General features: G+C 66.9%; 11 protein-coding genes. 6 read left to right on the top strand and 5 right to left on the bottom strand.

The window, feature by feature from the left end:
- The first annotated feature begins 542 nt into the window (after positions 1–542).
- Positions 543–3719, top strand: coding sequence for a TonB-dependent receptor (locus HH212_RS02705; RefSeq protein WP_169433975.1), 3177 nt, complete (start codon positions 543–545; stop codon positions 3717–3719).
- An 81-nt stretch (positions 3720–3800) separates the two neighbouring features.
- Here HH212_RS02705 and HH212_RS02700 read toward each other — a convergent pair whose 3' ends face one another.
- Positions 3801–4547 carry a 16S rRNA (uracil(1498)-N(3))-methyltransferase gene (locus tag HH212_RS02700; protein ID WP_169433974.1) on the bottom strand — a complete coding sequence of 249 codons (747 nt, stop codon included), beginning with the start codon at positions 4545–4547 and terminating at the stop codon, positions 3801–3803.
- Positions 4548–4662: 115 nt separating this feature from the next.
- Here HH212_RS02700 and tkt point away from each other — a divergent pair, with 115 nt between their 5' ends.
- Positions 4663–6696: a transketolase gene (gene tkt, locus HH212_RS02695; protein WP_370663927.1), complete on the top strand. Its 2034-nt coding sequence runs from the start codon at positions 4663–4665 to the stop codon at positions 6694–6696.
- Positions 6697–6803: 107 nt separating this feature from the next.
- Positions 6804–7814: a type I glyceraldehyde-3-phosphate dehydrogenase gene (gene gap / locus HH212_RS02690; protein ID WP_169433972.1), complete on the top strand. Its 1011-nt coding sequence runs from the start codon at positions 6804–6806 to the stop codon at positions 7812–7814.
- 66 nt (positions 7815–7880) lie between these two features.
- Here gap and map read toward each other — a convergent pair whose 3' ends face one another.
- From map to glnE, 4 genes are all read right to left on the bottom strand, one after another.
- Complete coding sequence (gene map, locus HH212_RS02685; protein WP_169433971.1) at positions 7881–8648, bottom strand: type I methionyl aminopeptidase; 768 nt, start codon at positions 8646–8648, stop codon at positions 7881–7883.
- Between the two features lie 196 nt (positions 8649–8844).
- A complete protein-coding gene (locus HH212_RS02680; protein ID WP_229217535.1) occupies positions 8845–11709 on the bottom strand; it encodes a TonB-dependent receptor plug domain-containing protein in 2865 nt (954 codons plus the stop codon).
- Positions 11710–12309: 600 nt separating this feature from the next.
- Positions 12310–15204, bottom strand: coding sequence for a TonB-dependent receptor plug domain-containing protein (locus tag HH212_RS02675; protein WP_169433970.1), 2895 nt, complete (start codon positions 15202–15204; stop codon positions 12310–12312).
- A gap of 371 nt (positions 15205–15575) precedes the next feature.
- A complete protein-coding gene (gene glnE, locus HH212_RS02670; RefSeq protein ID WP_169433969.1) occupies positions 15576–18428 on the bottom strand; it encodes a bifunctional [glutamate--ammonia ligase]-adenylyl-L-tyrosine phosphorylase/[glutamate--ammonia-ligase] adenylyltransferase in 2853 nt (950 codons plus the stop codon).
- Positions 18429–18610: 182 nt separating this feature from the next.
- Between glnE and HH212_RS02665 the strand changes: the two genes are divergently transcribed.
- The 3 genes from HH212_RS02665 (at position 18611) to tldD (ending at position 25288) form a co-directional block, all read left to right on the top strand.
- On the top strand, positions 18611–22915 hold the full coding sequence (locus tag HH212_RS02665; protein ID WP_308633238.1) for a YhdP family protein: 4305 nt from the start codon (positions 18611–18613) through the stop codon (positions 22913–22915).
- A gap of 4 nt (positions 22916–22919) precedes the next feature.
- Positions 22920–23729, top strand: coding sequence for a carbon-nitrogen hydrolase family protein (locus HH212_RS02660; protein ID WP_169433968.1), 810 nt, complete (start codon positions 22920–22922; stop codon positions 23727–23729).
- A 98-nt stretch (positions 23730–23827) separates the two neighbouring features.
- Positions 23828–25288 carry a metalloprotease TldD gene (tldD, locus tag HH212_RS02655; RefSeq protein WP_169433967.1) on the top strand — a complete coding sequence of 487 codons (1461 nt, stop codon included), beginning with the start codon at positions 23828–23830 and terminating at the stop codon, positions 25286–25288.
- Positions 25289–25320 lie beyond the last annotated feature (32 nt).

The following is a 25320-nucleotide window of genomic DNA, read 5'->3' as shown; positions in this document are numbered from 1 at the left end:
GGCGTTGTTCATTGGTGGCCACGACATGCCCGATATATGTTGTTTCCCTCCAACGGCATGCAAAAAACCGATCGAGATTCGCATTCTTTTGCATGCCTGTGGAATGCCCAGATCGCATGGCCGAATCGTGAAACCGCCATTTTCTGGTGCATGGCGGGACCATCGTGAAAATCAGGAGTAATACGATTAACCCATAATCCATCCGTCCACTTCCAGGTTTTGCCGAAATTTTCCCATTTATTAAAAAATATTCGTCAAATCCTTGTAAATACGGGGTTTTTTCTATTGCAACGCAAAAATGCGGCATGTTTGAAGACTGTTCTGGTGCAAGAAAATCGTCATTCGATATGCATTTAAAGTTCTCTGTGGAAATTGACACGGGATTAATAGTTATGTTTCTATCTTGTACATATTTTCAACACACAAGCGATGCATGTGGGTTGGAGGTAGAGAGAGAAAAAACGCGCGCAATGCGCATCCGTGATCAACCGCAGCAGACCGGCCGGACCATCAACCGGCCCGCTACCAAAACAGGAAATCACATGCTCAAGAAAACCGTCCTCGTTCACGCACTTTCCCTGTCGTTCGGCGCCATGGCGCTGTCGGCCGTGGTGGTGGCGCCGGCGCTGGCGCAGTCGAACGCCACCGGCACCGTCACCGGCCGCGTGGAAGGCACGCCGGGCGCCGGCATCGTGCTGGTGAATACCGAAACCGGCTTGCGCCGTACCGGCAATGTCGATGGCGCCGGCCGCTTCCAGGTCACCTCGCTGCCGCCCGGCCACTACCGGGTCGAGCTGGTCCAGAACGGCAACGTGGTGCGCTCCAACGAAGTCGACGTGCTGCTGGGCCAGGGCGTCGATTCATCGTTTCTCAACGTGCAATCGGTCCAGGTGACCGGCCGCCGTACCCGCATCGATCTCACCACGGCCGCCAGCGGCGCGGTGTTCACCGCCAAGGAACTGGCCAAGCTGCCGGTCCAGCAGAACCTGACCTCGATCGTGCTGCTGGCGCCGAACACCACCAAGGGCGACCCGGCCTTCGGCAACACCGCCTCCTTCGGCGGCGGCGGCGTCTCGGAAAACTCGTTCTACCTGAACGGCTTCCCGATCACCAACCCGCTCAGCCAGCTCGGTTCGATGGAATTGCCGTTCGGCGCAATCCAGCAGGCCAACGTGCTGACCGGCGGCTTCGGCGCCGAGTTCGGCCGTTCGATCGGCGGCGTGCTGAACGTGACGTCCAAGAGCGGCACCAATACCTGGGAAGCCGGCGCCACCTATCTGCTGGAGCCGAACGCCTGGCGCGCCAAGCGCCGCGACATCCTGTATCCGAACACCGGCGACGCGAACAACGCCGGCAAGGAAGGGCAGGTCGACCTGCTGCGCAGCGACCGCTCGCTCACCCAGCACCAGTACGGCGGCTACGTCGGCGGTCCGATCATCAAGGACAAGCTGTTCATGTTCGTCGCCGCCGACCAGACCATCGGCAGCGAAAGCTACCTGGCGTCCGCCAGTTCGGCCAGCCCGGCCACGATCGCGGAGAGCGGCTGGAACGCCAACCGCACCTGGGAAAACCGCTGGCTCGGCAAGCTCGACTGGAATATCACCGACAACCACCGCCTCGAGTTCACCAGCGCGGGCGACGACTTCCGCGGCCGCTACCGCAAGTACGGCTACGTGCTGGACAACCCGGCCGTGGGCGCCAACAACCTGGTCAGCCTGAACGGCCACCCGAACGACACCCTGTATTCGTCGGCAGTGGCGCGCAACCTCGGACCGACCGATGCCTATTACCCGCAAACCCCCGGCTCCAAGCTGAACACGCTGCGCTACAACGGCCAGATCACGGACGACCTGGTGATCACGGCACTGTACGGCGTGCTCAAGACCGAGCGTGGCACCACCTACGAGGCCGCCGGCCAGAACACCGGCACATCGGTGCCGCCGACGGTCTCCGTGGTCGGCAACGGCCGCTGGCCGGCGTTCGACCCCAACCTGTTCCGCACCCATAACATTTTCCCGGGCAACCGCGCGACGGCGGGCGAGGACCGCACCAAGGCGGGCCGCTTCGACGTCGAATACAAGCTGGGCGACCATACCCTGCGCGCCGGTATCGACTCGGTCAAGATCGACGTCAGCGGCGCCGGCGTCGCCACCAGCGGCGGCATCGCCTGGAGCTATCGCACCGTGGGCGTGGGCAACGCCAACAAGGCGGTGCCGCTGTCGTTCAGCCGCCCCGGCATCGTCGCCAATTTCGGCGGCTCGGGCCTGGCCGGCTACTACGTCCGTTCCAACATCTTCAGTTCGATCACCGATGCCTCGGCTACCCAGAACGCCCAGTACCTCGAAGACCGCTGGCAAGCCACCAGGAACCTGCAGCTCAACATCGGCGTGCGCAACGATGCGTACAGCAACTCGAACGGCGATGGCGAGAAATTCGTCGACATGAAGCACCAGGTGGCGCCGCGCCTGTCGGCGATCTGGAATGCCAACGGCGACAACACCCTCAAGGTGTACGGCAGCCTGGGCCGCTATTACCTGCAGCTGCCGACCTCGGTGGCGGCACGCGCGGCTTCGCGTTCCACCTACCTGAACCAGGACTTCACCTATACCAGCGTCGATCCGGCCACCGGCGCGCCGCTCGGCCTGGTGCCGATCAACAGCCAGCAATCGCCGGACGGCGAATACAACCAGCGCAAGGATCCGCGCGCGGTGGTGGTGCAGGACCTGAAACCGAACTACCAGGACGAATTCACGGCCGGCTTCGACAAGGCCTGGAGCCCGGACCTGAACTTCGGCGCCAAGGTCACCTACCGCAAGCTGGGTGCCGGCATCGACGACAGCTGCGACACCCGCCCGATCCTCGACTTCGCCGAAAAGAACGGTATTCCGATCCTGGCGCCTGGCGCGGTCAACTGCTATATCTATAACCCGGGCCGCGACGTGACCCTGTGGGTGGACGGCAACGACGCCGCCGGCAATCCGGTCGTCACCGGCAAGGGACAATATGCGCACTTCACCGCCGCCCAGATCGGCGAGCCGAAGGCCAAGCGCACCTATGCGGCGCTGGACGTCTACCTCGAGCACCCGATGCGCAACGGCTGGTTCGGCCGCATCAACTACACGCTGTCGCGCTCGCGCGGCAACATGGAAGGCCAGACCCGTTCCGACACGGGCCAGACCGAGGTCGGCACCTCGGCGGCCTGGGACTTTCCGGAATTCGCGCCCGGTAGCGAGGGCTTGCTGCCGAACGATCGCAAGCACCAGTTCAAGGCCCTGGGCGTGTACCAGTTCACGGAAGAATGGTCGTTCGGCGGCTTCGCGACGATCCAGTCGGGCCGCCCGCGCCTGTGCCTGGGCACCAACAACGAAGTCGACGCCAACGGCGACCCGGGCAATCCGTATGCCGCGATCTACGGCGGTCCGGGCTACCAGTACGAGTATTACTTCTGCGGCGGCCAGCCGTCGCCGCGCGGGTCGCTCGGCCGCCTGCCATGGGAAAAGCGCCTGGACCTGAACCTGAGCTACACGCCGAACCTGCTCAAGGGACTGGCGGTGAAGCTGGACATGTTCAACGCGCTCAATTCACAGCGTCCGATCACCCAGGAATCGCAGTACGACGAGGGCGACCAGAACGTGATCTATGCCCAGTACGGCCAGTACACCAACTACCAGCAGCCGCGTTCGTTCAGGCTGACGGTGGAGTACAACAAGCGCTTCTGAACGCGCAGGCGGCGCCGTCGGGCGCCGCAGCGCTCCCGCACCGCAGCCCCGGCTGCGGTTTTTTTTGCGCGCCGCCGGGCGTCAGATCCCGCCCCAGGCCGCCGCCAGGACCGCCAGCGCCGCCAGGCCCGCGGTCTCGGTGCGCAGCACGCGCGTGCCCATCGACAAGGGCAGGGCGCCGGCGGCGATGGCGGCGTCTTCTTCCCCGGCGCTGAAACCGCCTTCCGGACCGACCAGCAGGCACACGGCGCGCGCCGGCGTGGCGCGTGCCCATTGCGCCAGCGAGGCATCGGCGCGCGGGCTGAGCAGGATGCGCGTGCCTTCGCCTTCCGCACCGCCATCGGCGCCCGCCGAGGCGATCCAGCGCTGGAACTCCTGCGGCGGCGCCACCGCGGCCAGGCGGTTGCGCCCGCACTGCTCGGAGGCCGCCACCACCACCGCCTGCCAGTGCGCCACGCGCTTGTCCGCGCGTTCCCCGGCCAGCTTGACCACCGAGCGGCGCGCCGCCAGCGGCTGGATGCCGGTTACGCCGAGTTCGACCGCCTTTTCCACGATCCAGTCCATCTTGCTCCCTTCCGGCAAGCCCTGGGCCAGCGTGACGGGGAAGGGCAGTTCGACCTCCAGCGCCTCGTGCGCCAGGACTTCGGCGCTGGCGCGGCGCTTGCCGCTTTCCAGCAGGCGTGCGCGCACTTGCCCGCCGTCGCCGTTGAACAGCACCAGTTCGTCGCCGGGTTGCTGGCGCACGACGTGCAGGTGGTGGGCGACGCTTTCCGGCAGATCGACGACGGTGCCGGTGGCGAGCGGCTGGGGACAATAAAAACGTGGCATGAACGGCAATCCGGTGGTGAGCGAAGCCGGCATTTTAAATCCGCTCCAACACGCTCTGGTAGAATATCCGGTTAACGCGAGCCCGAACGATGCCGTCCCGATCGATGCCGGCTGCCTGCAACAGCTTTCCCATCCTCAGACTTACACATCCATGAAATCTCTGCAAACCACCACCCTGATGGCCAACGCGATCCGCGCGCTGGCGATGGACGCCGTCCAGAAGGCGAATTCCGGCCACCCGGGCATGCCGATGGGCATGGCCGAGATCGCCGTCGCGCTGTGGGACGGCCACTATCGCCACAATCCGGCCAATCCGGGCTGGATGAACCGCGACCGCTTCCTGCTCTCGAACGGCCACGGCTCGATGCTGCACTACGCGCTGCTGCACCTGGCGGGCTACGACCTGTCGATGGACGACCTGCGCAACTTCCGCCAGATGCACAGCAAGACCCCGGGCCACCCGGAAGTGGGCATCACCCCGGGCGTGGAAACCACCACCGGCCCGCTCGGCCAGGGCATCGCCAATTCGGTCGGCATGGCGCTGGCCGAATGGCTGCTGGGCCAGGAATTCAACCGTCCCGGCTTCGACGTGGTCGACCACCACACCTACGCCTTCCTGGGCGACGGCTGCCTGATGGAAGGCATCTCGCATGAAGCCGCCGCGCTGGCCGGCACCCTGCGCCTGAATAAACTGATCTGGCTGTACGACGACAACGGCATCTCGATCGACGGCAAGGTCGAAGGCTGGTTCACCGACGACACCCCGAAGCGCTTCGCCGCCTACGGCTGGAACGTGATCCCGGACGTTGACGGCCACAGCGTCGAAGCGGTGGACGCCGCCATCGCCCGGGCGAAGAGCGCCGACCGCCCGACCCTGATCTGCTGCAAGACCATCATCGGCAAGGGTTCCCCGAACCTGCAGGGCGGCGACAAGGTGCACGGCGCCGCGCTGGGCGAGAAGGAAGTGGCGGCGGTGCGCGAGCACCTGATCTGGGATGCGATCCCGTTCGACATCCCGGCGCCGATCTACGAAGCCTGGGACCAGAAGGCCAGGGGCGCCGCGGCGCAGGCCGAGTGGGATGAACTGTTCGCAGGCTATCGCGCGCAATTCCCGGAACTGGCGGCCGAGTTCGAGCGCCGCATGCGCGGCGACTTGCCGGGCAAGTTCGACGAAGCGCTGGCCGCCGCCATCGCCGCCACCATCGACAAGAAAGAGAACATCGCCACCCGCAAGGCCAGCCAGAACGCGATCCAGGCGCTGGCGCCGACGCTGCCGGAATTCCTGGGCGGCTCGGCCGACCTGACCGGCTCGAACCTCACCAACTGGAAAGAGTCGGTGGCCGTGCGCTCGGGCGTGCCGGGCAACCACATCAACTACGGCGTGCGCGAATTCGGCATGGCCGCGATCATGAACGGCATCGCCCTGCACGGCGGCTACATCCCGTTCGGCGCCACCTTCCTGACCTTCTCGGACTATAGCCGCAACGCGCTGCGCATGGCCGCGCTGATGAAGATCCGCTCGCTGTCCGTGTTCACCCACGACTCGATCGGCCTGGGCGAAGACGGCCCGACCCACCAGTCGATCGAGCACGTCTCCTCGCTGCGCCTGATCCCGAACCTGGACAACTGGCGTCCGTGCGACACCACCGAGTCGACCGTGGCCTGGGGCGCGGCGGTCAAGCGCAAGGACGGCCCGTCGACCCTGATCTTCTCGCGCCAGAACCTGCCGTTCCAGGAACGCGACGCCGCCACCGTGGCCTGCATCGCCAAGGGCGGCTACGTGCTGCGCGACGTCAACGAGCCGCGCGCGGTGCTGATCGCCACCGGTTCCGAAGTCGAGCTGGCGATCAAGGCCGCCGACACGCTGGCCGGCCAGGGCGTCGCGGTGCGCGTGGTGTCGATGCCGTCGACCGACGTGTTCGACCGCCAGGACGCGGCCTACAAGGCGGACGTGCTGGGCCGCGGCATCCCGCGCGTGGCGATCGAGGCCGGCGTGACCGACTTCTGGTACAAGTACGTGGGCCTGGAAGGCGCCGTGGTCGGCATCGACAGCTTCGGCGAGTCGGCCCCGGCGGGCGTGCTGTTCAAGCATTTCGGCTTCACGGTCGAGAACGTGGTGTCGAAGGTCAAGTCGGTGTTGCAGGGTTGAGTCGGACGAAGGCTTGCCCGCCGCGCGCACCTGGCCGGTGCCGCCGCGGCGGGCTTCGCGCTATGCTGTGGTGTTGAACGATTTCTTTTTACTTCAGGAGTGACTACATGACGATCAAGGTAGCAATCAACGGTTATGGCCGCATCGGCCGCAATGTGCTGCGCGCTTTCTACGAAGGCGGCAAGAAGCAGGACATCCAGATCGTGGCGATCAACGACCTCGGCAACGTCGAGCACAACGCCCACCTGACCCGCTACGACACCACCCACGGCAAGTTCCCGGGCACCGTCGAAGTGGACGGCGAGCACATCGTCGTCAACGGCGACCGCATCCGCGTATTCGCCCAGCGCAACCCGGCCGAGCTGCCGTGGGGCGAGCTGGACGTCGACGTGGTGCTGGAGTGCACCGGCTTCTTCACCACCAAGGAAAAGGCGTCGGCCCACATCAAGGGCGGCGCCAAGAAGGTGATCATCTCGGCCCCGGGCGGCAAGGACGTCGACGCCACCATCGTCTACGGCGTCAACCAGGACGTGCTCAAGAGCACCGACACCGTGATCTCGAACGCTTCCTGCACCACCAACTGCCTGGCCCCGCTGGTCAAGCCGCTGAACGACGCCATCGGCCTGGAAAACGGCCTCATGACGACCGTGCACGCCTACACCAACGACCAGGTGCTGACCGACGTCATGCACGAAGACCTGCGCCGCGCGCGTTCGGCCACCCAGTCGATGATCCCGACCAAGACCGGCGCCGCCTCCGCGGTCGGCCTGGTGCTGCCGGAACTGAACGGCAAGCTGGACGGCTACGCGATCCGCGTGCCGACCATCAACGTGTCGATCGTCGACCTCTCCTTCATCGCCAAGCGCGACACCACCGTCGAGGAAGTCAACCAGCTGATGCAGGCCGCCGCGGCAGGCCCGCTGGCCGGCATCCTGACCTACAACACCGCGCCGCTGGTGTCGGTCGACTACAACCACAACCCGGCTTCGTCGAACTTCGATTCGACCCTGACCAAGGTGTCGGGCCGCCTGGTGAAGGTATCGTCGTGGTACGACAACGAGTGGGGCTTCAGCAACCGCATGCTGGACACCACCGTGGCGCTGATGAACGCCAAGTAATCCCGGCAGCACCAATGAAAAACGCTCCCTCGGGAGCGTTTTTTTGTTACCGCATACCGGGCGCGTTCATTTTTTAACGGGCCAGGGCGTCAGGATCTCGAAGCCGTCCCTGGTCACCGCGATCATGTGTTCCCATTGCGCCGACAGTTCGCCGTCGCTGGTGACCACGGTCCAGCCGTCGTCGAGCTGGTCGACGTCGGCGCCGCCGAGGTTGATCATCGGCTCGACCGTGAAGGTCATGCCTTCCTTGATCAGCATGCCGGTATTCGGGCGGCCGTAGTGCAGCACCTGCGGGTCTTCGTGGTAGATGCGGCCGATGCCGTGGCCGCAGTATTCGCGCACCACCGAGTAGCCGGCCTTTTCGGCCAGGGTCTGGATCGCGTGGCCGACGTCGCCCAGGCGCGCGCCCGGACGCACCGCGCGGATGCCGGCCATCATGGCGTCGTAGGTGGTGTCGACCAGGCGCCTGGCTTCGGGCGAGGGCGTGCCGGCGAAATACATGCGGCTGGTGTCGCCGTGCCAGCCGTCCTTGATCACGGTGACGTCGATGTTGACGATGTCGCCGTCCTTGAGCACGTCCTTTTCGCTCGGGATGCCGTGGCAGACCACGCCGTTGATCGAAGTGCACAGGGTCTTGGGAAAGCCGTGGTAGCCGACATTGGCCGGCGTTGCCTTCTGCACCTTGCGGATGTATTCGTTGCAGCGCCGGTCCAGCTCTTCGGTGGAAACGCCGGGCACGACGAATTCGCCGATCATTTCCAGCACCTCGGCGGCCAGGCGGCCCGAGGTGCGCATCTTGCCGATGTCCTTGTCGTTCTTGAGTTTGATAACCATGGTTCGTGTCTGAAAGAGGCCGGCAGAGCGTGCGCTGCCGGAAACCGCTCATGATACCTTGCCGTGGATGAATGCGCCGGCAAGGCCGTGTTTACAAATGAAAATGCCCACCGGGCAGGGCCGGCGGGCATCGGTCGAACGGACGGACAAGAAACGATCCCGCGTACGGCCGGGCCGGCCGCGGAATGCGTCTTGCTTAGAACGACTGGTTGTAGCGCACGTAGAAGAAGCGGTCCAGCGCCAGGTCCGGATCCACCGACGACGACGACGACGCGCCGCCGTTGACGGCGTAGGCGATGCGCGGCTTCTTGTCGAAGGCGTTGTTGATGCCGAACTGGATCTGACCCTTCCACGACGTCTTGTAGCCCACGTTCAGGTCGTGATACACCTGGGCGCCAAGCTTGTTGTAGCCGGTGCCGAAGCTTTCGGTGGTGCCGGTCGGGTTGCTGCACTCGACGTCGGTATCCCAGCACTCGTCGCGAACCGGGCTGTAGTAGCGCGCGGTCCAGGTGGCGCTCCAGTTGCCCATGCTCCAATCCAGCGAGTTGACCGACTTGAAGCGGTAGTAGGTGTAGTCGCCGTTGTATTCCTGCCAATCGCCATCGGCTGCGCTCTTGACCTTGTACGAGTGCGTGTACGCGGTGTCCGAACGCAGGCTGAAGCGGCCGTACGGGGTCATCGGGAAGCGGTATGCGAAGCCCAGGTCGGCGCCGTCGGTCGACAGCTGGCCCAGGTTGGCATTGCCGCGCGCCAGGCTGGTGATTTCGCCGGCGGCGTTACGCTGGATCGAGGTGCAGAACGACGGGATGTTCTCCACGTAGCACTGGTTGGCGATGTAGGTCGCCGAGACCGCGGTGATGCGATTGTCGATCTTGATGCGGTACAGGTCCAGCGTGGTCGAGAAGCCCGGCAGGAACGACGGGCTGTACACGAAGCCGACGGTGCGGGTGATCGCGGTTTCCGGCTGCAGGTAGGCGTTGCCGGCGCCGGCCTGGAACGGGTATGCGCCCTGCACGCCGCCGGCGCCGGTGATGGCCACGCCGTTCTGGTTCAGCTGGCGGAAGTTGGCCGGCACCCCCTTGGAGGCGCAGTTGGCGGCCACGGCCGGGTTGCGGGCCGCATCGCCGAAGCGGCTGTCGCACGGATCCAGGTAGGTGTCGTAGGTCTGCTGGCCGCCGCCGAAGGTGTCGCCCACGGTCGGCGCGCGGAAGCCCTGGCCCCAGGTGCCGCGCACCAGCAGGTCGTTGACCGGCTTCCACATGAAGCTGACCTTGCTGTTGTTGGTGGTGCCGAAGTTGCTGTAGTCCGAATGGCGGGTGGCCAGGTCGAGCGACAGCTGCTTGGCGAACGGCGCGTCCTTCAGCAGCGGCACGTTGAATTCGAGGTAGGCTTCCTTGACGGTATAGCGGCCGTCGGTGGTGTTGCCCGCCAGGTCGGTGGAGTAGCCCGACTGCTCGAACTGGCCCGGACGGTCGTAGCCGCGCACTTCGCGGTGCTCCAGGCCGGCGGCGAAGCCGATGGCGCCGGCCGGCAGCGTGTACACCTCGCCGCCGATGTTGGCAGTGGCGCTGTTGACGGTCGAGCCGTAGGTGGCCTGGCCGGTCGACATCACGTAGTCGAGGGCGGCGTCGTTGGACGCCGAGGGGCCGCCCAGGATGTTGAACGGCACGCAGTTTGCCAGCGCGATCGGCGCCGCGGCGGTGCCGCACTGGACCACGCCGGCCGAGTTCATGAACGACGGACCCAGCGCCTTTTTCAGGTTCAGCAGGTTCAGGTTGCCGGTCGAGAGCACCGTGCCGCTGACCTGGCTGTGGTTGTAGCCGACGTCCCAGTTGAAGCTGCGGCCGATGGCGTTGAATTCGCCCGCCAGGGTGGCGTCGATGTGCAGCGTGCGGCTTTCGTTGTCCGTGATGCGCGGACGTTCGATGGTGCGGCGGTAGAAGAACAGGTTCTGGCCCGGGTACGGGTTGTAGTAGCTGTTGGCGTCGACGTAGACCGGATACGACGCCTGGGTGTTCGAGTTCAGCGGATAGCCGGCCACCTGCTGGCTCGAGTTACGCTGCGCGAACATCGCGGTGGTGGTGAAATGCGTGTTGTACGGCAGTTCCAGCGAGCCCTTGGTGAAGATGGTGTCCAGTTTGGTCGGATCCTGGAACATCATCTGGCTGGTGGAATTGAACGTGTCGTCCGCCGCGCCGGTAAAGGTGTGGTAGTTGCCCGCCACGTTGGCTGCGCTGCCGGTACCGGCGCCGTCATAGGAGCCGGTATGGTTCAGGTACTGGTTGAAGCCGGTTGCGCCGCCGGTGCTGCTCACCTGGCGGATGCGGCCCCACGGGCCGGTACCCAGGCCGGCGGTGCTGTGGTTCGGGCCGTAGGTGAACGAGGTGATGTCGCGGTCCTTGGCGAACACCGCGCCTTGCTCGGTGTGGCTCAGGCTGAACAGGATCGAGGCCTTGTCGCTGCCGGCCCCGTAGGTGACCGAGAAGTCTTTCGATTTGCCGTCGCCGTGGCGCTGGTTGGCGCCTTCGTACAGGCTGATCTGGCCGCCTTCCATCGACTTCTTGAGGATGATGTTGACCACGCCGGAAATCGCATCCGAACCGTAGATCGCGGAAGCGCCGTCCTTCAGCACTTCGATGCGGTCGATCAGCGACGATGGAATGGTCGACATGTCGGTGTAGCCGTTGACCGAAGCGGTCCAGCGCTTGCCGTCGACCAGCACCAACAAGCGGTTCGCGCCCAGGTTGCGCAGGTTGGCGTACTGGCCGCCTTGTTCGCGGTTCGACACCAGCGAGCCGCCCTTGCTGAAGTCGGGCGAGCCGGCCGATGCCATGTTGTTGATGATGTCGCCGACGGTCACCAGGCCGGTCTTCTGGATCTGTTCCTGGGTCATCACCTGGATCGGCTGCGCGGTTTCCAGGTCGACCTGGCGGATACGCGAACCGGTCACTTCCACGCGCTGCAACGGTGCGGTCGGTGCGCTCTGCGTTTCCTGGGCATGCGCTGCGTGCATCCCGAATGCGACGCCGCTGACGCACAGCAGACGGATCGACCGGGACAAGACTTTTTCCATCATTTTACAAAACTCCTGGTGTGTAGGGCACGGCGGACTGGATGACAGGGCCGTGGAACGGCGTCGACGAGCGACCGTTATGAAAACCATGCGGTAAACATTTTTTTCAAGTTGGCAATGGAAGCATTCGCCGTGGCAGCCTGTCAACGGCTACACATGCATATTTTTGAGTGTTGCGATCCGGCGTACTTACGGTGAATTGAGGGTATTTACGCGGAGTTGAAAATTCAGAGTCATCTCTCGGTAATAAATTTTTCTTAAAATAAATTTATTTGTCAAAGAAATGGCTGTTTAAAGGTGTCTTAAAGACACCTTATGCCATGTGGGTATGCACTGATGTAGTGCGCATTGGTGAGATTTTGTGCAAAATTGGTGAACGTCTGCGCGAAGTTAGCGCAGGTTTGTGTCACGCAAGAAAAGCCGATTCGGTAAGCCTGGCAGGTATTGCCGAGGTCGTCCCAATGCCCTGCGAAGTAACAAAAATGCCCGCCGGGCAAAGCCGGGCGGGCATGGGCGGCGTGGGCCGGGTGAGGCTGCCACGCAACACTAGTGCGCGCGCCGGTATAACCGGCGCCGCGATACGGGTGCTTAGAAGGCCTGGTTGTAGCGCACGTACACGAAGCGGTCCAGTGGGCGTTCCGGGTCCACCGACGACGACGACGAGGTGCCGTTGCTGTAAGTGCTGTTGGCGTCGTAGACCACGATCGGCTTGCGGTCGAACACGTTGTTGGCGCCCACCAGGATCTTGCCTTTCCACGGCAGGGTGTAGCCGATCGACAGGTCGCTGTAGACCATCGCGCCCAGCTTGGTGTAGCCGGTGCCCCAGCTGACGGTGTCGTTCGGGTTGCTGCACTCCACGTTGGTGGTGGCGCTCCAGCAGTGCACCTTGGTGCCGCTGTAGTAGCGCGATGCCAGGGTGGCGTTCCAGTTGCCCATGCTCCAGTCGAAGGCCAGGTTCGACTTCACGCGGTTGTAGGCGAACTCGCCGGCGTAGTTGATCGGGTTGGCGGTCGCCGTGCTCTTGATGGTGAAGGAGTCGACATAGGTCGATTCCGAGCGGATGCCGAACTGGCCATAGGCGGTGCGCGGCAGGCGGTAGGCGAAGGTCAGGTCGACGCCCTTGGTGCTCAGCGAACCCAGGTTGGCATTGCCGCGCGACAGGCTGGCGATCTGGCCGGTGGCGTCGCGCTTGATCTTGTCGCAGAACGATTGCACCCCGTTCACGTAGCACTCGTTGATCTCGTAGGTGGCCGAGACCGCGGTGATGCGGTTCTTGACGCGGATGTCGAAGTAGTCCAGCGACATCGTCAGGCCGCTGACGAACGACGGGCTGTACACCAGGCCGAAGGTCTTGGTGGTGGCGGTTTCCGGCTGCAGCGAGTCGTTGCCGGCACCGGTGTTGAACGGATACGGGGTCTGGGCGCCGCTGGCGGCGACCGGGGTGCCGGCCTGGTTGACCTGGCGGAAGTTGGCCGGCACGCCGGCGGCGGTGCAGCGCGCCTTGACGGTGGCGTTCTTGGCCGCTTCGCCGTACAGGCTGTCGCAGGCGTCGATGTAGGAGTCATAGGACTGCGAGCCGCCGCCGAAGGTGTCGCCCACGGTCGGGGCGCGGAAGCCCTGGGCGTAGGTGGCGCGTGCCAGCAGGTCCTTGACCGGCTTCCACATCACGCTGGCCTTGCTGTTGGTGGTATTGCCGAAGTTGCTGTAGTCGGAATAGCGCGAAGCGATGTCGACGCTCAGCAGTTCCGCGAACGGCTTGCCTTTCAGCAGCGGCACGTTGAATTCCAGGTAGGCTTCGCGCACGGTGTACTTGCCGACGGTGGCGTTGCCGGCCAGGTCGGTGGAGTAGCCCGACTGCTCGAACTGGCCCGGACGGTCGTAGCCGCGCACTTGCCGGTGTTCCAGGCCGGCGGCCATGCCGACGTTGCCGGCCGGCAGGGTGAACAGGTCGCCGGTGATGTCGGCGGTAGCGCTGTTGACGGTGCTGCCGTAGGTCGCCTGGCCGGTCGACATCACGTATTTCAGCGCGGCGGCGTTGGAAGCCGATGGGCCGCCCAGGATATCGAAGGGTACGCAGTCGGCGGCCGCGATCGGGGCGGCGGCGGTACCGCACTGGACCACGCCGGACGCGTTCATGAACGACGGTCCCAGCGCCTTTTTCAGGTTCAGCAGGTTCAGGTTGCCGGTCGAAAGGACGCTGCCGCTGATGGCGCTGTGGTTGTAGCCCACGCTCCAGTTCCACGCCTTGTTCATGACGTTGAAGTTGCCGTCCAGGCTGGCGTCGATGTGGGTGGTGCGGTTTTCGTTGTCGGTCACGCGCGGCACTTCGATGGTGCGGCGGTAGAAGAACAGGTCCTGGCCGCGGCCCGCGGCGACGCCGGCGGCCTGGTTGCCGTACGGGTTGTAGTAGCTGTCCTTGTCGATATAGACCGGGTACTTGCTCTGGGTGAGCGAGTTGAGCGGATAGCCGGCCACCTGGCGCGAGGAATCGCGTTCCGAATACATCGCGGTGGTGGTGAAGCGCATGTCGTACGGCAGCGCCACGGTGCCCTTGGTGAACAGCGTCGTCAGCTTGTTGGGCGACGTGTACATCATCTGGCTGGTGGAGTTGAAGGTGTCGGCGTCGGCGCCGGCGTAGGTATGGTAGCTCGACTGCAGGCGCGAGCTGGAGCCGGTGCCGTCGCCGAGCGGGCCGCCGGTGTGGTTCAGGATCTGGTTGAAGCCGCTGGCGGCGCCGGTGCTGCTGACCGCGCGGATGCGGCCCCACGGGCTGGTGCCGTAGTTGGCGTTCATGTGGTTGGGGCCGAAGCTGTAGGCCGTGATCTCGCGGTCCTTGGCCCACACCACGCCTTCTTCGGTGTGGCTCACGCCGAACATGATGTTGGCCTTGTCGTCGCCGGCGCCGTAGCTCAGCGAGTAGTCGCGGTTCTTGCCGTCGCCTTTGTCGTTCTGGCCGGCGTACACGCTGGCCTGGCCGCCCTGCATTTCCTTCTTGAGGATGATGTTGACCACGCCAGCGATCGCGTCCGAGCCGTAGATCGAGGAGGCGCCGTCCTTGAGCACCTCGATGCGGTCGATGAAGGCTGCGGGAATTGTCGACAGGTCGGTGTAGCCGGCCACGGTCTGGGTCCAGCGCTTACCGTTGACCAGCACCAGCAGGCGCTGGGCGCCGAGGTTGCGCATGTTGATGTACTGGCCGCCCTGTTCGCGGTTCGAAGTCAGCGTCGAACCCTTGGAGAAGGCCGGGGTGCCGGCGGCGGACAGGTTGTTCAGGATGGCGCCCACCGTCACCAGGCCGGTCTTCTGGATCTGTTCCTGGGTCATCACCTGGACCGGTTGCGCGGTCTCCAGGTCCACCTGGCGGATGCGCGAGCCGGTCACTTCGACGCGCTGCATCGCTTCCGTGGTCTGTGCCTGGGCCAGGGTGGTCATCGCCTGCATGGCGAAGGCGACGGCCATCGCGATCTTGGTACGTTGTTGCATGGATTCTCCGTTCTTGGACATCGGTCCGGCGGTTCGTGGCCGCCTTCCCATTTTTATCGACTCACGACGCGACACTCGGCAGCAACGCTACCCGGCGCAACCCGCACGCAGGCTGCTTCGGCCGCGTGGTTTTGCGTGAATATCGTACATACGTGCGTTGTATAAGATCATTCCGTATTGACACCTGTCAATATGGAAAAAATGGATGTTTTTAAAGGTGGAGAAAAAACAACATGACGCGATGCAGCATGCACTACGCCGGCATGCGCCTTGCATGAAACCGGTGCGCGGATGCGCCCCGATGGGGCGCGCGACTCCCTGCGCCGCCCGCGCCGGCAGGTTCCGACAAGGCCGGCGCCGGGGTCAGGCGCTCAAGCGCCCAGGCAAGCCTGCCACAAGCGCATCACCACCGCGGCATGGTCGGCCACCAGTCCCGGATCGACGCGCGCGTTTTCCTGGCCCTGCAGCCGCACCTGGTGCTGCAGGCGGCGCATGGTCCGGTAGGCATCGGCAGCGCCTTCGGCCAGGTCCGCATCGACCAGGCCGAGCCCGGCGGACAGGCGCAGCAGGGCGATGTTGCCGGTGTTGGCCGTCAGTCGGGGATGCGCGGCGGCATGGCGCAACACCAGGTACTGGTTGATGAACTCGATGTCGATCATGCCGCCTTCGTCCTGCTTGAGGTCGAAGCGCCCGCCGTGGCTCGGGTGGGCGTCGCGCATGCGCCGGCGCATGGCCGTCACGTCGGCGCGCAGCTTGTCCGCGCCCGCCGCGTCGCTGCGGTCCCGGCGCAGCACCTGTTCGCGGATCGCCTCGAAGCGCGCGCCGATGGCGGCGTCGCCGGCGCAGAAGCGCGCCCGCGTCAGCGCCTGGTGCTCCCAGGTCCAGGCCGACGCCTGCTGGTAGCGCTCGAAGGCGCCGACCGAGGACACCAGCATGCCGCTGGCGCCGTCCGGCCGCAGCGCGGTGTCGATGTCGAACAGGATGCCGGCCGAGGTGTGCGTCGTCATCCAGGTGATGAAGCGCTGCGCCAGCTTGGCGTAGTTGGCGGGCGCGTCCTGGTCGTCGTCGTCGAACAGGAAGATCACGTCCAGGTCGGACACGTAGCCCAGCTCCTTGCCGCCCAGCTTGCCGTAGGCGATCACGGCGAAGCGCGGCACGTCGCGGTGGCGGCTGGCGATGGTGCGCCAGGCGCGCTTGACGACTTCCGCCACGATCAGGTCGGCCAGCGCCGACAGGTGGTCGGCCAGACGCTCGACCGACAGCTCGCCGGCCAGGTCCAGCGCCAGCAGGCGGAACTGCTGGGCGTGCAGCGCTTCGCGCAGGATGTCGAGCTGGCGCTCGGTGTCGCCCTCGGCTTCGTCCAGCTGGCCGGCCAGCTGCGCCGCCAGGGCCGGCAGGTCTTCGGCGGCGTTGCCGCGGTCGTCTAGCAATTCGTCCAGCAGGATCGGGTGGCGGGTGAGGAAGGTGGCGGCCCAGCCGCTGGCGTTGATCATGCGCAGCACCCGCTCCATGGTGTGCGGATATTCCGTCAGCAGCGACAGATAGGCCGAGCGGCGCGCGATGGCTTCGAAGAAATCGAGCAGGCGTCCCAGCGTGGCGGCATGGCTGCCGACGCCGGCCTCGCGCACCACGGCGGCGATCTGCGGCAGCGCCGCGTTGACCAGCGCCGCCAGGCGGCTGCGGCTGGCCTCGGGCAGGGTCTGCAGGCGCGGCGCCTGCCAGGTGGCGACCAGGCGCTCGGCCGCCGCCACCGGCTGGTCGAAGCCGAGGCCGGCCAGGCGCTCGGCGATGGCGTCGCGCTGGTCGGGGTCGGCGCCGGCGGTGCCGATGGTCTCCGGATCGACCGGCTCGGCCTGGTGATCGCCCGCTTTCGTGCTTTCCTTGCTGGCGAAGATGGCGTCGAACTGGGCCGCGACGAAGCCGCGCCATTCGTCCAGGCGCGCCAGCAGCGCTGCCTGGTCCGTACAACCCATCATGCGCGCCACCGTGTCGCGGTCGTCCGCCGACACCGGCAGGGTATGGGTCTGGGCGTCTTCCAGGTATTGCAGGCGGTGTTCCAGGTTGCGCAGGAAGGTGTAGGCTTCCTGCAATTGCTGCACCACCGCCGGGGTCAGGAGGTCGCGCTCGGCCAGCAGGTGCAGCGTGCGCCGCGTGGAACGGTCGCGCAGGGCCGGATCGCGCCCGCCGCGGATCAATTGGAACACCTGCGCCAGGAATTCGATCTCGCGGATGCCGCCGCGCCCCAATTTGACGTTGTGGCTGCGCTCGGGATGCAGGCGTTCCTGGCGGTTGACCTCGGCGCGGATCTGGGCGTGCATGGTGCGGATCGCGTCGATCACGCCGAAGTCGAGGTAGCGCCGGTACACGAACGGGCGCACGATCGCGTCCAGGGCGGCGATGTCCCGGGCGTCGCCGGTGACGGCGCGCGCTTTGACCCAGGCGTAGCGCTCCCATTCGCGCCCCTGCACGATCAGGTAATCCTCGACCATGCCGAGGCTGGCCACCAGCGGGCCGGACTTGCCGTTCGGGCGCAACGCCATGTCGACGCGGAACGTAAAACCGTCCTCGGTGACTTCGGACAGGGCGGCGATCAGCTTGCGCCCCAGGCGCACGAAGAATTCATGGTTCGACAGGCTGCGCTGGCCGGGCGCGTCGGCGCGGGTGTCGCCGTCTTCCGGATACACGAAGATCAGGTCGATGTCGGACGACACGTTCAGTTCGCAGCCGCCGTGCTTGCCCATGGCCAGCACCATCATCTGCTGGGGCCGGCCGGACTCGTCGCCGACCGGGGTGCCGTGCTGGGCGGTCATGTCGCGCATCAGCTCGGCCAGGTGGGTCTGCACCGCGAAGTCGGCGAAGCGGCTCATCGCCGTCACCACCTCGTCGAGGTCGGCACGCCCGTCCAGGTCGCGCGCGATGAGGGCGCACACCAGCAGGTTGCGCAGGCGGCGCATGGCGCGCACCAGCGGCAAACGGTTGCCGCCCGGGTTGCCGCCCGAGTTGCCCCCAGAACCTGTTGCGGCCTCGGCTTCCAGCGCTGCGCCGAGATCGAGCCGGGCCAGCGATAATTGGCTGACGGCGGCCAGGCGCGCCGCGCGCTGCGGATCGGCGCCGATCCAGCGCTGGAAGAAGCGCGAGGCGTCCGCGCCGGCAGCCCGGGGCACGGCGGATGGCGGCAGGAAATCCTGGGGCGGTGGCGCTTGGGGAATGGGAACTTGAGCCATGGGAGCGGTCCGGACGATTGGTGGCTTTTCGGGGCGTGCTATGCGGTAGAATTGCCCGCCTGCTGTCCTGGGCGGCGCGGTGAACGCGCTGTCACAGGAGCGATGCAGCGATTGTAGCAAGTGCGCGGTCCTCCACGACGATTCCGAACCAGTAGCGAACTTATATTGAACGGCAAGCTTTTTTGAGCACCCTGATGCACAACCCGGAACCGCAGGCGGAGCGCGCGCAGACCAAGGAAGGCGACGATGTGCGTGCCGGCGGCATGCATGGCGCGCCCGACGTGGCTGCACATGCGCCTGTGCACGAGCCCGGGGCGCTGGGCCAGGGCTGGCAGCGCCTGCGCGCGGGTTACCGCTACGCCAACCTGGCTTCGCACCACGTGCTCGGTTTCCTGGTCAAGGGCACGCTGCTGGTGTATTTCGCGCTGGCCGTGCTGTTCCTGGTGCTGCGCTACGCGATCTTGCCGAACATCGAGGTCCACAAGCCCGACATCGAGCGCGCCGCCAGCCGCGCGCTCGGCAACCGCGTCAGCATCGAGCGCATCGCCGCCTCCTGGAACGGCTTGCATCCCCGCCTCGCGCTGGGCGGCCTGCGCGTGCATGACCGGGCCGGCCGCCAGTTGCTGGCGCTGCCGCAGGTGGCGGCCACGCTGTCCTGGATGAGCCTGGCGGCGCTGGAGCCGCGCTTCGAGTCGCTCGTCATCGACGGCCCGCAACTGGACGTGCGGCGCGGCGCCGACGGCGTGCTGCAGGTGGCCGGCGTGCGCATCGATCCGGACAAGAAGGAAGAGGGCGGCGGCGCCGACTGGCTGCTGCGCCAGCGCGAGATCGTCGTGCGCGGCGGCCGCCTGACCTGGACCGACGCCCTGCGCGGCGCGCCGCCCTTGACCCTGTCGAACCTGACCCTGGCGCTGCAGAACCGCTGGGCCACGCACCACGTCGCGCTGCGCGCCACGCCGCCGGCCGACCTGGCCGCGCCGTTCGACCTGCGCGCCCGCTTCAACCATCCGGTGCTGGGCGCGCGCCCGGCCGATGCGCGCCGCTGGAAGGGCCAGGTGTACGCCGACCTGCGCGACGCCGACCTGGCCGCCTGGAAGCGCTACCTCGATTATCCGTTCAGCCTGGAGCGCGGCAGCGGCTCGGTGCGTGCCTGGGTCGACATCGACCGGGCGCGCGTGGCCGGCGTGACCGCCGACCTCGGCCTGGCCGGGGTCGAGGCGCGCCTGGCGCCGGACGCGCCGCCGCTGGCGCTGGCCAGGGCCGGCGGGCGGGTGACGCTGCGCGAGGATAGCGACGGGGCCGCGGCCGCCGTTGCCGGCGCCAGGGATGGCGCCAAAGCGCCATTCGGCGCGCGCGGCCACGCCGCCAGCCTGGAAAACTTCATCGTGGTGCTGGAAGACGGCACCGCCTTGCCGCCCCTGACGCTGTCCGAATCCTGGCATCCGGCGGCGCGCGGGCGTGCGGAGCGCTTTGCCGTGAACGCCGATCGCCTCGACCTGGGCGCGCTGGCGCTGCTGGCGGCGCGCATGCCGCTGCCGGCCGCGCAGCGCGAACTGCTGGCCGAGCTGGCGCCGCGCGGTCACGTGAGCGACCTGGACGCCCAATGGGAAGGGCGTCCGCCGGCATTGTCCGGCTACCGCGTGCGCGCCCGCGTCGAGGGCCTGGGCGTGAAAGCCCTGGCGGCGCGCGAGGCGGTGGCGGCGCTGGACGGGCAGCCGGCGCGCGCGGCGCGCAAGGCCACGCCGGGCGTGCGCAACCTGAGCGGCAGTGTCGACGCCGGCGACCGCGGCGGCAGCGTGACGCTGGAATCGAAGCAACTGGCGCTGCTGCTGCCGGCCTGGTTCGCGCAGCCGGACATGCCGTTCGACCGGCTCGGCCTGCAGGCGCGCTGGTCGTGGCCGCGTGACGATCAATTGCTGGTGGAAGTCGACGGCATGCAGTTCGCGCAGGGCGCCCTGACCGGCACGCTGTCCGGCCGCCACCTGCTGCCGCTGGCGCCGGGCCACGGCCCCGGCAGCGCCGACATCGAGGCCAGCATCGACGGTGTCGACATCGCCGGCGTCAAGCGCTTCCTGCCGCTGGCCACCCACGAACACCTGCGCGACTGGCTGACCGGGGCGCTGCAGGGCGGGCGCCTGCGCGACGCCCACCTGCGCCTGCGCGGCGACCTGTCCCACTTCCCGTTCAAGGCGGCCAACGCCCAGGAGCGCGCGCGCGGCGAATTCCGGGTCAGCGGACGCATCGAGAACGGCAAGCTGGAATACGCGCCGTCGCACCGCGCCGACGACGGCGTCACTCCCCTGTGGCCGCTGGCCGAGGCGATCGAGGGCAGCATCGTGTTCGACCGCGCGCGCATGGAAATCCACGCCGACAGCGCGCACACCCGCGGCATCGCCTTGACGGACGTGAGCGCGGTGATCCCGGAACTGGGCGCGCACGAATCGGTGCTGGACATCGACGGCAACGCCGCCGGCGCGCTGCAGGACCTGCTGGGCTACGTCGGCGCCAGCCCGGTGCTGGGCTGGATCGGCCATTTCACCGAAGACACCACGGCCACCGGGGCGGCCGGCCTGGCCCTGAAACTGCACCTGCCGCTGGCCGACCTGCACCAGGCCAGGGTGCAGGGCGCACTGCAGCTGCAGGGCAACGACGTCACCCTGTTCCCCGAACTGCCGCCGCTGCAGGGCGCCACCGGCAAGGTCGAGTTTTCCGAGCACGGCGTCAACCTGAACGGCGTCGGCGCCGGCTTCCTGGGCGGGCCGCTGACGCTGGCGGGCGGCACCCAGCCCGACGGCGCCATCGTGATCCAGCTGGCCGGCAGCGCCACCGCCGACGGCATGCGGGGCACGTCCTCGCTGCCGGCGCTGCAGCGCCTCGGCGCCAGGCTGTCCGGCGGCGCGCGCTTCGCCGGCAGCGTGACGGTCAAGGACCACCAGGCGCGCATCGTGGTCGATTCGACCCTGGCCGGCCTCGGCGTCGACCTGCCCGCGCCCCTGAACAAGGCGGCGGCCGATGCGCTGCCGCTGCACTTCGCGCTGACCGGCCAGCCGACCGGCGCGGACGGCGTCGGCCGCGACGAGATCCGCATCGCCCTCGGCAACACCGCGGCGGCGCACTACGTGCGCGAGCGCCAGCCGCATTCTCCCTGGATCGTCAAGCGCGGCGGCATCGGCGTCAACGTGGCGGCGCCGGAACCGGACAGCGGGATGATGATCAACGTGAACATGAAGGCGCTCAACGTCGACCGCTGGCTGGCCGTGGGTGCCGAGATCGCCGGGCAGGGCGCGCCTGCATCGGCCACGGCGCCGGCGCCTGCATCCGGCGGCAGCGGCGCCAACATGGGCCAGTACGTGATCCCGGACACCATCGGCGTGCGCGCCGGCGAACTGGTGATCGGCGAGCGCCCGCTGCGCGACGTGGTGCTGGGCGTGACCCACCTGCCGGGCGCCTGGCTGGCCAACATCGATTCGCGCCAGGTGGCCGGCCACGTGACCTGGAACGAGGCGCGCGGCGGCCAGGGCATGGGCAAGGTCACCGCGCGCCTGGCCTCGCTCGACATCCCGGAATCCTCGGCCAACGAAGTCAAGAACATGCTGGAATCGGACAAGGATGCCGGCGCCGGCATCCCCGCGCTGGACATCGTGGCCGAACGCTTCGAATTGTTCGACAAGCAGTTCGGCCGCCTGGAACTGGTGGCCAGCAACGCCCAGGCGCGCGCCGGGCGCGAATGGCGCATCGACCGCCTGGCGATCACCAATCCGGACGGCCAATTGAAGGCCAACGGGCGCTGGCTGGCGCGCGACGGTAAGAGCAACACCGCGCTCAATTTCAACCTCGACATCGGCGACGCCGGCCGCCTGCTGGACCGGCTCGGCTTCCCCGGTACCCTGCGCCACGGCAAGGGGCGGCTGGCGGGCGACGTGTCCTGGGCCGGCCTGCCGTACTCGCTCGACATCCCGAGCCTGTCCGGCCAGATCCAGATGAACGTCGAGGACGGCCAGTTCCTGAAAAAGGATCCGGGCGCGGCCAAGCTGCTGGGCGTGCTGAGCCTGCAGATGCTGCCGCGCATGTTGAAACTCGACTTCCACGACGTGTTCTCGGAGGGGCTGGCCTTCGACGGCATCACCGCCAACGCCATGATCGCGCGCGGCGTGCTGCGCACCGACAACCTCAAGATGCACGGCGTCGCCGCCACCGTGCTGATGGACGGCAGCGCCGACATCGCCAACGAATCGACCAACCTGCACGTGGTGGTGATCCCCGAATTCAACCTCGGCACCGGCCCGCTGGTGTACGGCCTGGCGGTCAATCCGGTGATCGGCCTGGGCAGCTACCTGGCGCAGCTGTTCCTGCGCGCGCCGGTGATGAAGGCATTGACGTACCGGATGCAGGTGACCGGGCCGTGGAAGTCGCCCAGCGTGGTCAAGCTGGACAGCCGGGGCGCGGCGACACCTGCGTCCAATCCCGTTACCCAACCGCGAAAGTGATCCCATGTCTACCGAACACCCGATCGTCGCCGCCGTCCAGATGGTTTCCTCGCCCAGCGTCGAGGACAACCTTGCCGGCGCGCGTCGCCTGCTGCGCGAGGCCGCCGCCACCGGCGCCACCCTGGTCACGCTGCCGGAGTACTGGCCGATCATGGGCATGGCGGACACCGACAAGGTGGCCCACGCCGAAGCGCCGGGCAGCGGCCCGATCCAGGATTTCCTGGCGGCCCAGGCGCGCGAGCTCGGCATCTGGCTGATCGGCGGCACGCTGCCGCTGACCTCGAACGATGCCGGCCGGGTGCTGAACACGACCCTGGTCTACGACCCGCAGGGCAACCATGTCGGCCGCTACGACAAGATCCACCTGTTCGGCTTCAACAAGGGCAGCGAATCCTACGACGAGGCGCGCACCATCGTGCCGGGCGCCACGGTGGGCAGCTTCGAGGCGCCGTTCGGCCGGGTCGGCCTGTCGATCTGCTACGACCTGCGCTTTCCGGAACTGTTCCGCGCCATGGGCGAGTGCGCGCTGATGGTGGTGCCGGCCGCCTTTACCCACACGACCGGCCTGGCGCACTGGGAAGTGCTGCTGCGCGCGCGCGCCATCGAGAACCAGTGCTACGTGCTGGCCGCGGCCCAGGGCGGGCTGCACCCGAACGGCCGCCGCACCTTCGGCCACAGCATGCTGATCGACCCGTGGGGCGAGGTGAAATCGGTGCTGGCCGAAGGAGAAGGCGTGGTCAGCGGCGCCATCGACGCCGCCTACCTGGCGCAGGTACGCGCGAACCTGCCGGCGCTGAAGCACCGCACGATGTGACGCGTTGTTGCGCCGCCGCCGCCAGCCGACGTGGCGCCGGTGAGAATGAAACGGATATGGCACAATGGCCTATCCTTACCAGAAAGACCTCCACGAACATGACGCCATTCGAACCGAACCTTACCTCTCTCGCTGTCGCGCGCGACGTGCTGTTGACGCCATTCGGCCTTGACGAAGGCAAGCTGATCACGACGCTGGGGACGATGTTCACGCACAAGGTCGACTACGCCGACTTGTACTTCCAGTTCACCAAGAGCGAAGGCTGGAGCCTGGAAGAGGGCATCGTCAAGAGCGGCAGCTTCTCGATCGACCAGGGCGTCGGCGTGCGCGCCGTGTCCGGCGACAAGACCGCGTTCGCCTATTCCGACGACATCTCGCAGGCGGCCCTGCTGGACGCCGCCGCCGCCACGCGCACCATCGCGCGCGCCGGCGCGGGGCGCGTGAAAGTGGCGCCCGGCGTGCGCGAGACCGGCGGCCGTTCGCTGTACCTGCCGCACGATCCGCTGAACTCGCTCGACGCCACGGCGAAGGTGAAACTGCTGGAGCGCGTGGAAAAGATCGCGCGCGCCAAGGACCCGCGCGTGGTGCAGGTGATGGCCGGCCTGGCCGGCGAATACGACGTGGTGCTGGTGGTGCGCAGCGACGGCGTGCTGGCGGCCGATATCCGCCCGCTGGTGCGCGTGTCCGTCACCGTGATCGCCGAGCAGGACGGGCGCCGCGAGATGGGCTCGTCCGGCGGCGGCGGCCGCTACGATTACTCGTACTTCAGCGACGAGCTGCTCGACCGCTACGCCGACGAGGCAGTGAAATCGGCGCTGGTCAACCTGGAAGCGCGGCCGGCCCCGGCCGGCCCGATGACGATCGTGCTCGGACCGGGCTGGCCCGGCGTGCTGCTGCACGAGGCGGTCGGCCACGGCCTGGAGGGCGACTTCAACCGCAAGGGCTCGTCCTCGTACGCCGGCATGATCGGCGAGCGCGTGGCCGCCAAGGGCGTCACCGTGGTCGACGACGGCACGCTGCAGGACCGCCGCGGCTCGCTCAACATGGACGACGAAGGCAACCCGACCCAGTGCACCACGCTGATCGAGGACGGCATCCTGAAGGGCTACATCCAGGACACCATGAACGCGCGCCTGATGAAGATGCCGGTGACCGGCAACGCGCGCCGCGAATCCTTCGCCCACCTGCCGATGCCGCGCATGACCAACACCTACATGCTGGCCGGTGACAAGGACCCGCAGGAGATCCTGGCGTCCGTGAAAAACGGCATCTACGCGGTGAACTTCGGGGGCGGCCAGGTCGACATCACCAATGGCAAGTTCGTGTTCTCGGCCAGCGAAGCCTACATGATCGAGGACGGCAAGGTGACCTATCCGGTAAAGGGCGCGACCCTGATCGGCAACGGCCCGGACGTGATGAACCGCATCTCGATGATCGGCAACGACATGCGCCTCGACCCGGGCGTGGGCGTGTGCGGCAAGGAAGGCCAGAGCGTGCCGGTCGGCGTGGGCCAGCCGACGCTGCGCATCGATGGGGTGACGGTGGGCGGTACCGCCTGAGTGTCAAGGTAATTAACCAACGCAGCTCTCAT

Source organism: Massilia forsythiae, from assembly GCF_012849555.1.
Classification (GTDB): domain Bacteria; phylum Pseudomonadota; class Gammaproteobacteria; order Burkholderiales; family Burkholderiaceae_D; genus Telluria; species Telluria forsythiae.
Note: the sequence above shows the minus strand (reverse complement) of the source record. Positions and strands in the feature narration are given on the sequence as shown.